The sequence below is a fragment of the Streptomyces dengpaensis genome (assembly GCF_002946835.1).
In the GTDB taxonomy this organism is placed as follows: domain Bacteria; phylum Actinomycetota; class Actinomycetes; order Streptomycetales; family Streptomycetaceae; genus Streptomyces; species Streptomyces dengpaensis.
Genome location: NZ_CP026652.1, coordinates 4,431,510 through 4,444,020 on the forward strand (window position 1 = coordinate 4,431,510; position 12,511 = coordinate 4,444,020).

Below are 12,511 nucleotides of genomic sequence, written 5' to 3' on the forward strand. Positions count from 1 at the left end.
ATGCCGGGTTGATTTTCTTGATCGATCTCTTGATCGCCAATGGGGCGCCGACGGGCGGTCGGCAGCGTCAATAAAAAGGGCGCCGCTCCCTGAAACGGGGCAGAGCGGAGTCTACGGGTTGACCGGACCTCCTTGTGGAGGGCGGGACTTGGACCTGGGGTTGTCCACAGGAATCCGCGCCCCGCCAGAGTTATCCACAGGCTGTGTGGAAGATCTGTGGATGGCGGAAGTGATCATTCCGAAAGCTGCATGCGGGACGAAGAATTCCCGGTTCAAACCATCCCTACACCCACGTTCGAGTGGAAATGGCTCCCTCCAAAGGATTGATCAAGGGAAAAGAGTGGACGAGGGGTGACGTGCGGGGCTGTGGGCAAAGTTGGGTCCTGTAGGCCGATTTGTCGACGATGTAGTGCTTCGCTGTCGACTTGTCCCCAGGTCGAGAAGCAGCCCTGTGGATAACGCCTGTGGATGAAGAACATCAGCAGATAGGACCGGTGGAGATCAGCTGGGGAAACAGCCGCACCGGCGGCTTACGCCCCTGTGGCGGCGGCTTACGACCTGTCTGGAACCGGCCGCACTGGCAGTGCTAGAACCGGCCGTCCTGGCAGCGCGCCAGCCAGTCCGACGCGTCCGAGAACGCGCCGTCGGACGTCCCGGGCCGCAACGGCCGTACGTCCTCCAGGGCGACCCCGGCCCGCGGATACGACCCGAGGAAGCGCACCTGGGGAGCGATCCGCTTGAGGCCCATCAGCGCCTCGCCCACGCGACGGTCGGTGATGTGGCCCTCGGCGTCCACGGAGAAGCAGTAGTTGCCGATGCCCTGGCCGGTCGGCCGCGATTCGATCCGCATCAGGTTGACGCCGCGTACGGCGAACTCCTGGAGGAGTTCGAGCAGCGCGCCCGGGTGGTCGTCGCTGAGCCAGATGACCACGGACGTCTTGTCGGCGCCGGTCGGGGCCGCGGGCCGGGCAGGGCGGCCTACCAGCACGAAGCGGGTCTCGGCGTTCGCCGCGTCGTGGATCTCGGTCACCAGCGGTTCGAGCCCGTATGTCGCCGCCGCGAACTCGCCCGCGAAAGCCGCGTCGTACCGGCCCTCCTGGACCAGGCGCGCGCCGTCCGCGTTCGACGCCGCCGACTCCCACAAGGCGTCCGGCAGGTGCGCGCCGAGCCAGTTGCGTACTTGCGGCTGGGCGACCGGGTGCCCGGTGACCGTCTTGATGTCCTTCAGGGTCGTGCCGGGCCTGACCAGCAGGGCGAAGGCGATGGGCAGCACGACCTCGCGGTAGATCATCAGCTGCTCGCCCTTGGCGAGTTCGTCGAGGGTGGCGGTGACACCGCCCTCGACCGAGTTCTCGATCGGCACGAGCGCGCCCGAGGCCTCGCCGCCGCGTACCGCGTCGAGCGCGGCCGGGACGGACACCATGGGGACCAGCTCCCGCGTGGCGGCTTCCGGAAGCGTGCGGAGGGCGGCCTCGGTGAACGTTCCCTCGGGGCCGAGATAGGTGTAGCGCGTCGCCGACATACCGTCACCCTAATGGGCCGTGTCCAACCCGGCTCATGCCTGTGGAAACCACTACCCCGAACGGAGACCTTCGCCCGACCAGCAACGGCTGCTCCGAACGGCGACCGCCGCACCGAGCGGCGACCTCCGCCCGACCGGCAACCACGGCCCCGAACGGCGCCCCTCACCCCTCCAGCAACCGCTGCCCCACGTATTCCCCCTCGGCCGCCCCGCCCGGCACCGCGAACAGCCCGCTCGACTCATGGCGGATGAACGCGGAGAGCGCGTCGCCGCGGTCGAGTTTGCGCTGGACGGGGACGAAGGCGCGCAGCGGATCGGCCTGCCAGCAGATGAAGAGCAGGCCCGCGTCGGGCACCCCGTCCGTGTCGACGCCGTCATGGAAGGAGAACGCCCGGCGCAGCATCGCGGCGCCGCCGTTCTGGTCGGGCCGGGTGATCCGGGCGTGCGCGTTGATGGGGACGACGTAGTTGCCGTCGGCGTCGGTCTTGTCGAGGTCCATCGCGGTCGTCTCGGTGCCGCCGCTGAGCGGCGCCCCGGTGGACTTCTTCCGCCCGATGACGTTCTCCTGATCCTTGACCGGGAGCTTCTCCCAGTCGTCGAGGAGCATGCGGATGCGGCGTACGACGGCGAATGAGCCGTTCGCCATCCACGCAGGGTCGCCGGAGGCCGGCACGAAGATGCGCTGGTCGAAGTCGGACTCGGACGGCTTCGGATTGCGGGTGCCGTCGATCTGGCCCATCAGGTTGCGGGCCGTCATCGGCTGGGCTGTGGCGCCGGGCGAGCGGTTGAAGCCGTTCATCTGCCAGCGCACACGGGCCGCGCTGCCCGCGTCCTTCTGGATCGCGCGCAGGGCGTGGAAGGCGACCATGGCGTCGTTCGCGCCGATCTGCACCCACAGGTCGCCGTTGCTGCGGGCCTTGTCGAGGTGGTCGGAGGAGAAGTCGGGCAGCGGGTCCAGGGCGACCGGGCGCTGCTTCTCCAGCCCCGTACGCGCGAAGAAGCTGTGTCCGAAGCCGAAGGTGACCGTCAGCGACGATGGGCCCGCGTCGCGGGCGACATCCGTGTCGTCGTGCGCGGCCGCCTCGCCCGCCATCAGCCGTTGGGCCGTCGTCGACCAGCGGCGCAGGAGCGCGGCCGCCTCCTTGCGGCCCGCGCCCGCGGCCAGGTCGAAGGCGACGAGGTGGCCGCGGGCCTGGAGGGCGGTGGTGATGCCGGGCTGATGTTTCCCGTGAAACATCACCGTGTCCGCGCCAAGTGAGGTCAGCGGTGTGGCCTTCTCGGCGGAGGGCGCCGCCGCGTATCCCGCGGCGCCTCCGGCCGCGCCCAGGACGAGACCGGTGGCGCCCGCGGTGCCGAGCAGCCGCCGCCGCGAAAAGACGGCGTGTGAAGAGTGCTCCGAAGACGACTCCTGGGAAACGGCCTCCCTAGGAGAGACGTTTTCCGCATCGGCCTTCCTAGGACCTTGGACGGATGCCTCCGGGGTGGACTGGTCAGCCATGGTGAGGTTCAGCCGATCTGCGCGTTCTTGTTCACGGTCACTTGGTCGATGTCGGAGGTCCGCACGGTCACCGCGATCTTCCAGTCGCCCGCCATGGGGAGCTGCACGCCGCTCGCCGACCAGTGTCCGGTGGAGATGCGGTCGGGGGTCACCGGCAGCGGGCCGATGTTCTTCGCGGCGAGCGTGAAAGCGACCTTAACCTCGGGCACGTCGAAGGCTTTGCCGTTCGGCCGCTCCACGAAGAGGTGCATTTCGTTGCCGCCGACGCGGGCCGGGTCGAGAGTGACCTCCACAGTGCCCTTGCCGTCCTCGCCGGCGGTGTCGAACGGGATCTGCAGTGACAGCGGTCCTGAGCGCTGCAAGGCCGAGGCGGTGGCCTGCTCGGCCGCTTCCTCCGTGCGCCCCGGTTCGGCGGTCGTCAGCGCGGTCGTGACCGCGAGCAGGACGATGGCGACGCCCGCCTCGGTGAGCACCGAGCGGCGCAGGCCCGAGCGGTGCGGGTCGGCCTCGCGGATGCGCTTGTCGCGCGCGGTGGCCATGGCGGCCCGTTGCCGGGCGAGTTGGGCGGCGCGCCTGGAGTCCGCGGAGTTCGAAGAGCCCTTCGAGGAGCCCGAAGAGTCCTTCGCAGAGCCCGAAGAGCCCTTCGAAGAGCTTGAAGAGCTCCCGCGCCGCGAGTCGCCGGAGTCCGTGAGGACCTTCGTCCCCGCCGTCGCCCCCGCCCTTCCGCGCCGTTCGACCACGGCCGCCGCCACGGCCTCCGGAGCCGCACCCTCGGCCAGCCGCCCGGTCCAGCGCCGCGAGATCCACGCGATGCCCACAAGGACCGCCACCAGGCCGATCTTGACGAGCAGCAACTGCCCGTACGTCGTGTCGGTGAGTGCCGTCCAGGAGCCGAGCTGCCGCCACGACTGGTAGATCCCCGTCGCGACCAGCGTGAGGACGCTGCCGAACGCGACGCGCGAGAAGCGGCGTACGGCCGCCACCTCGATCTGCGCGTCCGCCGGCGCCCGGAACAGGGCGACCAACAGCGTGGCCAGCCCGCCCAGCCAGGCGGCGACGGCCAACAGGTGCAGCACGTCGACAGGCATCGCGATGCCCGCCTGGATGCCGGTCGAGGCGTGCTCGGCCATCGCCCAGGTGGCGGCCAGGCCCGCCATGATGACGGCGCCGCCGATCGCGAGCCCGAAGGTGAGGTCCTTCTGCTCGGCGGCCCTGTCGGCAGCCGCGTTGGACCCGTCGGTGGCGACCGCCTCGGACCCGTCGGCCGTGTCGGCCGTGTCGTCTTCGTCTCGCTTCACATACGCCCCGAACAGCACCGCGATGAACAGCGCCGCCGCGGCGAGCAGCAGCAGCCGGGAGACCAGCGCCGCGCCCGACTTGGTCTGCAGCACCTGCCCGAGCAGCGTCAGGTCGAAGATGTCGCGGACCTCGCCGGAGCCGACGTAGGAACCACGCAGGAGCAGCAGCGCGAGCGTGGCACCGGTCAGCGCGAGCCATCCGGCGACCACGAGCCGCTGCACCGGCCGGACCCCGGCGCCGCGCTGCCAGCAGGCCAGCACGAAGGCCGCGCCGCCGACGAGGAGGATGAAGCCGGTGTACGACACATAGCGCGCGCATCCGTAGAGCGCGCCGACGACCCCGCCGCCAACCGTCTGGTCGGACACCGAGACGGAGGTCTGCGAAGGCGCGCCGATGGAGAAGGTGAAGGCGCCCGAGACGGGGTGGCTGTCCGCCGACACCACCTGGTAGGTGACGGTGAACGTGCCGTCGGGCAGCCCCGAGTGCAGCTTCACGGCGTACGTGGTGCCGCTCGGGTTGGTTGCCTCGCCCGTGTCGACCCGCTTGCCCTTGGGGTCGAGCACGCGGAGCGAATCGTCGCTGATCGCGACCTTCTCGGAGAAGGTGAGCGAGACCTGGGCGGGCGCCTTGTCGACCACCGATCCCTGCTTCGGGTCGCTCCCGGTCAGCGCGGCGTGCGCGGAGGCGGGCGCCGCGCCCGCCAGGAGCGCGCCGGATACGGCGAGGAACAGCAGCAAGAAGGTCCGGAAGCTGCGGAAGTTCTGCAAGCCGCGGAAGTTCGGGAAGCGGGAGGCGATGGTCTGCGTCAAGGTGATCCCTCCCTCAGTGCCCGGACTTCGGGGTGTACGTCGGTGACTTCACCGGCATGGAGATCTTTACCGTGCCGGACTTGGCGAAGTGCAGCTCCACGGACACCTTCTCGCCCTGCTTCGGGGTGTGGGTGAGCTTTTCGAACATGAGGTGGTTGCCGCCGCTCGCGAAGTCGAGCGTGCCGTCTTCGGGCACGGCGAACGACTTCTCCTCCTCCATCGCGCCGCCCTCCGTGGAGTGCAGCGTGACATTGTCTGAGAGGTCGCTGGTGACCGAGGTCAGGGTGTCGGCGCCACCGGTGTTGGTGACGGTGAAGAAGCCGGCCGCCATGCTGGCCATGCTCGGGGCGGGCATGTAGGCGCCGGTGATCTTCAGTTCGGGCTCGGCCGAGGACGCGTCACCGTCGCCCGAGCCGCAGCCCGCCAGGGCCAGCGCCGCGGCTATGACACCCGCGCAACCGGCGAGAGGCCTCGACACACGTCCGGGACGCCTCACGGGGTCTCTCCCTTGATGAGCCGGGGGAGGTCCTTGGTGTAGTCGTCGACGGTGGCGTCCTCGCCGTACAGCACATAGCCCCCGTCGGTCTTCGGCGAGAACGCGACGACCTGGGTGCCGTGCACGGAGACGAGCTTGCCGTTCTTGTCCTTCGACGTCGGATCGATGGAGATGCCCAGGGTGCGGGCGCCGGCCTGGATCGTCGCGAAGTCGCCGGTCAGGCCGACGAACTCGGAGTCGATGCCCTTGAGCCATGTGCCGAGCGCGGCGGGCGTGTCGCGGCCCGGGTCCGTGGTGACGAACACGACGCGGAGCTTGTCCTGCTCTGCCTTGGGCAACTGCTTCTTGGCGACGGCGAGGTTGTTCATCGTCAGCGGGCAGACGTCGGGGCAGTGGGTGTAGCCGAAGTAGATCAGCGTCGGCCGGCCCTTGGTCTGCGCGCGCAGGTCGTACTTCTTCCCGTTCGTGTCGGTGAGTACGAGGTCAGGCTTCTCGAACGGCTTGTCGAGCACCGTCGCGGCCTTGGCGGAGCCGGTCTCGGCGGACACGTCGGCGACCGGCGTGCCACCGTCGGAGCTGCTGCCGCAGGCGGACAGCGTCAGAGTGGCGGCGGCGAACAGGGCTGCTACGGCATACGTCTTCTTGCGCATGGAAAAATGTCCCAGATGTGATTTCTCCGGTGCGCACCGGGGTCCTACGACGCCCGAACAGCGAGGTCGTAGGCGCTTCCCGGTGCGCACCGGAACAGAGAGTGTGGGCGTCAGGCGTTCGTACGCCGACGACCGGCCAGTACGCCGTAGGCCACGCCCGCCGCGCCGACGACGATGCCGACGATGCCGAGCACGCGGGCGGTGGTGTCAGTGCTGTCGGCGGGGGCCGCGGCCTCGGTGGTCTCCTTGGCGGCCGCCTCCTTGTCGTCGGAGGCCTCCTCGCCGCTGGAGGAGCCGTGGTGGCCGTCCTCGGACGCGGCGGAGAGCGCGAGCACCGGAGCCGGGAACTCGGGCTCCTCCTGGCCCTCCTGCTGAGCCTCGATCCAGCGCACGACCTCCTTGTTGGAGTACGTCTGGATGGCTTTGAAGACGAGTTCGTCGGTGTCCTCGGGGAGCGCGCCGATGGAGACGGGGAACTTCTGGAAGAAGCCCGGCTCGACGCCCTTGCCGGTGGCGCTCCAGGTGACCTTGGTGACGGCCTCGTCGATCGTCTCGCCGTGCATCGAGATCGGCTTGTCCAGCTGGGACTTGGTGATCTTCACGCTCCAGCCGTCGACCGCCTGCGGCATGACGGAGGCGAGCGGGTGGTCGGTCGGGAAGCTCACCTCGACCTTGGTGGTCGAGGCGTTGTCGCGCTCGTTCGGGACCTTGAAGTTCACGGTGGCGTAGTCGCCCTTGGCGGCCTCGCCGTCGGGCTGCACGGTGACGTGCGCGAAGGCGGGGGCGGAGAGGGCGAGGACGGCCGAGGCGGCGACGACGCCGGCGGCGGCGATACGGGAAGCCTTCATGGAAGGGAACACTCCACTCTCAGTACGAGGAACAGGGATGCGTGTGCGACACCGTGACCCTGAGGCGTGCCCCTGGGGCGAAACGGCGTGCACGCGCGCGTGCCGCACGACGGCGGCCCCTTCGTGGAGTGGCGCGTCGTGTCAGGCGGCGAGGACGAGTGCGGTGGAGGAGGGCGGTCCGCGCCGGATGACGGTGTGCTCGAGTACGGTCGTACGAGGCTGCGGTGGCGCGAGAAGTGCAGTGCGGGGCGTGCGCGCCACGCCGGGCGCCCCCGGAAGTCCGGTGCGCAGGGCGCGTACGAGTGCGAACGCGGCGCGCAGGGAATGTACGAGCGCGCCTTCCGCCACCCCATGCGCACCGTGCGCGGACAGCCGGATGAGACGCAGCAACGCCATGTCCCCGCGGCGCAGCACCCATCCGGCGGCGACGGCCGCGAGGACGTGGCCGAGCAGCATCGACAGGGAGGGCATCACCGGCATCGAGGAGCCCGCCGTGGCTGACAGGGCGTCCGTCGGGTGGTGCATGCCCGGGGCCATGCCCGAGGTCATGCCCGTGTCGATCCGCGCGTCGGCGAGGATCTTCTGGGCCTGCGCGGGGGTGATCGCTGCGGCGGTCGTGCCGCACACGAGCCGTGCGGCCCGCTCGACGAGGGAGGCGTCGGACATCGCCGTGCCCGAGGCCATGGCAGTACCGCTGCTCTGGCCGAGCCCGAAGAGCGTGTGCAGCGCTGTCTGGCCGGCCGCGAGAAGCGCGGCGATGCCCAGCAGCGAACGCTCGCGCCCCGCGAGCACGGCGGCGACGGCGAAGACCGCGAGGAAGCCGACGCCCTGCGTCCACAGCGGGACGGTGGTGCAGGAGGCGAGCCCATGCCCGGCCGCGGCCAGCACGACGCAGACCGCGGCGAACACCGCGGCCCTGAGGATCCGGAGGTCACATCCGGAGCGCGCCGAACGCTGGCGGGGGGCACTCATGGCTGGCTCATCATCGCACTGGGCTTACCCGGCCCCTACGGCAGGTCCGCAAGGTGCCTTACGACCTGAAGTGGGCGGCGTACGACCGGAAGATCACGGTCTGGATCCATCGCCATTCCGGGGCAATTCACCATGAATAATCCGATCCCTCCGCAGCGCTGACACCGACCTGACGGCCGCACTGACGAGGGTCCGCCGGCCGCACGACACCGATCCGTTCGCCGTACATACACCGATCCCATTCGCCGCGCATCCGCCGTATGGGCGGCATCACGTCAAGTGGGCGATTGCGCACCGGTGCTTGCGGCAATACGTAACGGTATGTCGAGCCGCGGCCAGGAGGCTGGAGCATGAGCATCTGGTGGTCCCTCCATTTGCGTCGCGAAGCTGCGAGCGTTCCGCTCGCCAGACGCCTGCTGCTCGGCACGATGGAGAGCGCGGGTGTCGACCCGGACATCTCCTACGACCTCTCCGTCGCGCTCAGCGAGGCCTGCGCCAACGCCGTCGAGCACGGCGGGGACGCGGTGCACGGCACCTCGTCCGGGGCTTACCGGGTGACCGCCTATCTAGACGGTGAGAAGTGCCGTATCGAAGTCGCCGATTCCGGCCCCGGTTTCCCGTCCGGCCGTGTCCGCACCGCCCTCCGCCCGGCGCGCGGCGATGCCGAGCACGGCCGGGGCCTGTGCCTGATCCAGGAACTCGCCGACCACGTCCACATCGGCAACGAGCCGGGGCGGGGCGGCGCGGTGGTCAGCTTCGACAAGATCCTCAAGTGGAAGAAGGACCCTTCTTTGGTGACGGCCTAGGTCCCGCGGAGCGCCGTCACCGCGGCCGCCAAGCGGATCGCGGGGTGAGGCACGTGCCGGATTCCCGCGCGTGCGGCGGGCGTTGGACGCGCTCACCACCGCCCGCTCAGCCGGCGCGCCCGAACCGTACGGCCGGCTCGACGCCCTCCTCACCGTCAGGTCCACACGCAACGAGAATGGCCGGGCACCTCGCAGGTACCCGGCCATCGGCCTCGTATCAGCCCTTCGATCAGCCCTTCAGCGCGGCCATCCACGCCTCGACCTCGTCCGACCGGCGGGGCAGCGCGGCGGACAGGTTCCGGTTGCCGTCCTCGGTGACGAGAATGTCGTCCTCGATGCGGACGCCGATGCCGCGGTACTCCTCCGGCACGGTCAGGTCGTCCGCCTGGAAGTACAGGCCCGGCTCGACGGTCAGGCACATGCCCGGCTCCAGGGTGCCCTCGACGTACGTCTCGGTGCGCGCGGCCGCGCAGTCGTGGACGTCCATGCCGAGCATGTGACCGGTGCCGTGCAGAGTCCAGCGGCGCTGCAGGCCCAGCTCCAGGACGCGCTCGACCGGTCCCTCGACGAGACCCCACTCGACCAGCTTCTCGGCGAGCACGCGCTGTGCGGCGTCGTGGAAATCGCGGTACTTGGCTCCCGGCTTCACGGCCGCGATACCGGCCTCCTGGGACTCGTACACGGCGTCGTAGATCTTCTTCTGGATCTCCGAGTACGTGCCGTTGACCGGCAGCGTGCGCGTGACGTCGGCGGTGTAGAGCGTGTGCGTCTCGACGCCCGCGTCGAGCAGCAGCAGGTCGCCGGAGCGGACCGGACCGTCGTTGCGCACCCAGTGCAGCGTGCAGGCGTGCGGCCCGGCGGCGCAGATGGAGCCGTAGCCGATGTCGTTGCCCTCGACCCGGGCGCGCAGGAAGAAGGTGCCCTCGATGTAGCGCTCGCTGGTCGCCTCGGCCTTGTCCAGGACCCGTACGACGTCTTCGAAGCCGCGCACGGTCGAGTCGACGGCCTTCTGCAGCTCATCGGCCTCGAACTCGTCCTTGACGAGCCGCGCCTCGGAGAGGAAGACCCGCAGTTCCTCGTCGCGCTCGGCGGTCACCTTGTCGGTCAGTGCCGCCTCGATGCCGGCGTCGTAGCCGCGCACGACGCGGACAGGACCGGTGGCTTCCTTGAGCTTGTCGGCCAGTTCGCGCACGTCGGAGGCGGGGATGCCGTACAGCTGCTCGGCCTCGGAGAGGGAGTGGCGGCGGCCGACCCACAGTTCGCCCTGCCCGGACAGCCAGAACTCGCCGTTCTCGCGGTCGGAGCGCGGCAGCAGGTAGATCGTCGCCTTGTGGCCGCCGGCGGCCGGCTCCAGGACGAGGACGCCGTCCTCGGTCAGGTTGCCGGTGAGGTACGCGTACTCGACCGAGGCGCGGAAGGGGTACTCCGTGTCGTTCGAGCGGGTCTTCAGGTTGCCCGCGGGGATCACCAGGCGCTCGCCCGGGAAGCGCGCGGAGAGCGCGGCGCGGCGGGCGGCGGTGTGCTCGGCCTGTGCGATCGGCTGCAGGCCGCGCAGCTCTGTGTCAGCCCAGCCGGACTTCATGTTCTCGGCCAGCTCGTCGGACACGCCCGGGTACAGGCCGTTCTTGCGCTGCTTGACCGGCTCTTCGCCCGCCGCGTCAGCGGCATGATCAGGAACAGTTTCCGGGGTCTCCGGGAGCTCCTCCGCCACGGTCATCCTCCTTGGATACGTCACTGGACCCCGTCCATCGTACGGTCGCACTGAAGGGGGCCCAGGGTTGGAAGACCTGTTACGCAGGGCTCGCTCGAACCGTTTGCCCACAACTCACGGGAACCGCTTGCGCACAACTCACCGGAACCGCTTGCCCACGGCTCACTCGAACCGCGCCGCCAGCAGTACGACGTCCTCCGCGCTGTCGGCCTCGTCGAGCCCGCCCGGCAGCACACTCCGCAGGACGTGATCGGCGACCGCGCCGGGATCGTGGCGCACCGCCTTGGGGACGCTCGACGCTGCCGTGTGCAGCCGCGCGAAGGCGCGGTCCATGGGGTCGCCGGTGCGGTGCAACAGGCCGTCCGTGTACAGCAGCACGGTCTCGCCGGGCTCGGCGACCAGTTCGACGCTCGGCGCCTCCCAGCAGGCGAGCATCCCCAGGGGTGCGGAGAGGGAGGTCTCCACGAACTCCGTGCGGCGCGCGCCGATCACCAGGGGCGGGCTGTGTCCGGCGCCGGCGAGCGTGAGCTTGCGCAGCGCCGGCTCGCAGTAGGTGAAGAGGGCGGTGGCGGAGCGGGCGGGCTCGGTCAGCCGCAGCAGCAGTTCGAGGTCGGACAGGACGGCGACGGGGTCCTCGCCCTCCATCACGGCGTACGCGCGCAGCGACGCTCTCAGGCGGCCCATCGCGGCGACCGCGCTGGGCCCGGACCCGGTGACGGAGCCGACCGCGAGCCCGAGTGCGGCGTCGGGCAGCGGCAGCGCGTCGTACCAGTCGCCGCCGCCGCGCGGCCCGGTGCGGTGCCGGGCGGCGAGCTGGACGCCGGAGACCCGGGGAAGCCGTGGGGGAAGCAGCTCCTCGGAGACCGTCGTCATGCACGCGCGCGTGCGCTCGAGTTCCAGCAGCCGTGCCAGGTGCTCGGTCGCGTACCGGGCGTAGAGGCCGATGAGATGGCGCCGGCGCTCGACCGGCTCGGCGGGCTCGTCGTAGAGCCATACGGCGGCGCCCAGGCGGCCCGCCGCCTCGGTGGCCAGCGGGAGTGCGTAGCTCGCGGCGTAGCCGAGACGGGCGGCCACCTCGCGGTGGCGGGGGTCGAGCCCGTCCTCGGAGAGGAGATCCGGCTGCGCGATCTCGCCGTCGCCGCCCGGCAGTCCGTCCAGGATCTTCCCGTACGACATGGAGCTGCGCGGCACGGTCTCGATGTGGCCGAGATCCGCCCGTGCGAGCCCCAGGCCGATCGTGGTGTCGGGGCCGAGTCCGTCGCCCGGTTCCATGACGACGAGACCGCGCCGGGCGCCCACGAGGGCGGCTCCGGCGCGCAGCAGTTCCTGGAGCGCGTCGTTCAGTGTCGCGGTGCGTACCAGGCGCTCGGTGAGTTCGTGCAGCGTGGTGAGATCCGAGACCCAGCCCGCCAGACGGTCTTGGAGAACCGCTCCAGGGCCGGTGGAAGAGGTGGCTGGAGAGGCACCCGTGGGGGCAGGCGTCGGCGCGGCAGTGTGTGCGGGCGAAGGAACCGTTGAATCGATTCCGGCCACTTTCGGAAGGTGAGGGGCGTTCATGGCGTCCGGCTTTCCGACCGGTGCGTATTGCTCAATAGCATCGCAAACCCCCATGTCGTTCTGCGCCGCTAGCAGTGTCTCCACATGTACACGCACTCGTGATGGGATGTCCAGCATTGTCCTGCTGGGATTCCTGGTGTCCGTGAGACTCCCGGTAACCCTTGCGGGAAAGCAAAGTTGGCTTAAAACTGACTCGGGCAACGGCTTGTTGAGGTCGACTGGCCTAGTTCGACAGAGCGTCACAGCGGTCGTGATGGGTACGTACTCGGTAAGGCCAGGGGTGGTTGGGATCCGCCCGGAACCTGGCAGCGGACCCGGGCGTCTTAACCACCGACGACCGTGC

At 70.0% G+C, this 12,511-nt stretch carries 10 protein-coding genes and 1 pseudogene; 2 read left to right on the forward strand and 9 right to left on the reverse strand.

Annotated elements, in window-relative coordinates; translation table 11 throughout:
* Positions 1-586 precede the first annotated feature (586 nt).
* The 7 genes from pheA to C4B68_RS20425 form a co-directional block, all read right to left on the reverse strand.
* Complete coding sequence (pheA, locus tag C4B68_RS20395) at positions 587-1,522, reverse strand: prephenate dehydratase (RefSeq protein ID WP_099501973.1); 936 nt, start codon at positions 1,520-1,522, stop codon at positions 587-589.
* A gap of 163 nt (positions 1,523-1,685) precedes the next feature.
* Positions 1,686-3,020, reverse strand: coding sequence for an iron uptake transporter deferrochelatase/peroxidase subunit (gene efeB, locus C4B68_RS20400; protein WP_099501972.1), 1,335 nt, complete (start codon positions 3,018-3,020; stop codon positions 1,686-1,688).
* An 8-nt stretch (positions 3,021-3,028) separates the two neighbouring features.
* A complete protein-coding gene (locus C4B68_RS20405) occupies positions 3,029-5,128 on the reverse strand; it encodes a copper resistance CopC/CopD family protein (RefSeq protein WP_373682222.1) in 2,100 nt (699 codons plus the stop codon).
* Positions 5,129-5,141: 13 nt separating this feature from the next.
* A complete protein-coding gene (locus C4B68_RS20410; RefSeq protein ID WP_180289254.1) occupies positions 5,142-5,606 on the reverse strand; it encodes a copper chaperone PCu(A)C in 465 nt (154 codons plus the stop codon).
* A gap of 14 nt (positions 5,607-5,620) precedes the next feature.
* Complete coding sequence (locus C4B68_RS20415) at positions 5,621-6,274, reverse strand: SCO family protein (protein ID WP_099501971.1); 654 nt, start codon at positions 6,272-6,274, stop codon at positions 5,621-5,623.
* Positions 6,275-6,384: 110 nt separating this feature from the next.
* Complete coding sequence (locus C4B68_RS20420) at positions 6,385-7,122, reverse strand: YcnI family copper-binding membrane protein (RefSeq protein ID WP_099501970.1); 738 nt, start codon at positions 7,120-7,122, stop codon at positions 6,385-6,387.
* A 141-nt stretch (positions 7,123-7,263) separates the two neighbouring features.
* Entirely contained in the window at positions 7,264-8,094 is an 831-nt protein-coding gene (locus C4B68_RS20425) for a hypothetical protein (protein WP_099501969.1), read from the reverse strand.
* A 350-nt stretch (positions 8,095-8,444) separates the two neighbouring features.
* Here C4B68_RS20425 and C4B68_RS20430 point away from each other — a divergent pair, with 350 nt between their 5' ends.
* Both C4B68_RS20430 and C4B68_RS44765 read left to right on the forward strand, forming a co-directional pair.
* On the forward strand, positions 8,445-8,900 hold the full coding sequence (locus C4B68_RS20430) for an ATP-binding protein (RefSeq protein WP_099501968.1): 456 nt from the start codon (positions 8,445-8,447) through the stop codon (positions 8,898-8,900).
* Positions 8,901-8,931: 31 nt separating this feature from the next.
* A pseudogene (locus tag C4B68_RS44765) lies at positions 8,932-9,066 on the forward strand (triphosphoribosyl-dephospho-CoA synthase); the annotation flags it as partial.
* Between the two features lie 63 nt (positions 9,067-9,129).
* On the opposite strand, the gene C4B68_RS20440 reads toward C4B68_RS44765, so the two are convergent.
* Positions 9,130-10,617, reverse strand: coding sequence for an aminopeptidase P family protein (locus tag C4B68_RS20440; RefSeq protein WP_099501967.1), 1,488 nt, complete (start codon positions 10,615-10,617; stop codon positions 9,130-9,132).
* A 156-nt stretch (positions 10,618-10,773) separates the two neighbouring features.
* Positions 10,774-12,285, reverse strand: coding sequence for a PP2C family protein-serine/threonine phosphatase (locus tag C4B68_RS20445; protein WP_099501966.1), 1,512 nt, complete (start codon positions 12,283-12,285; stop codon positions 10,774-10,776).
* Positions 12,286-12,511: the final 226 nt, after the last annotated feature.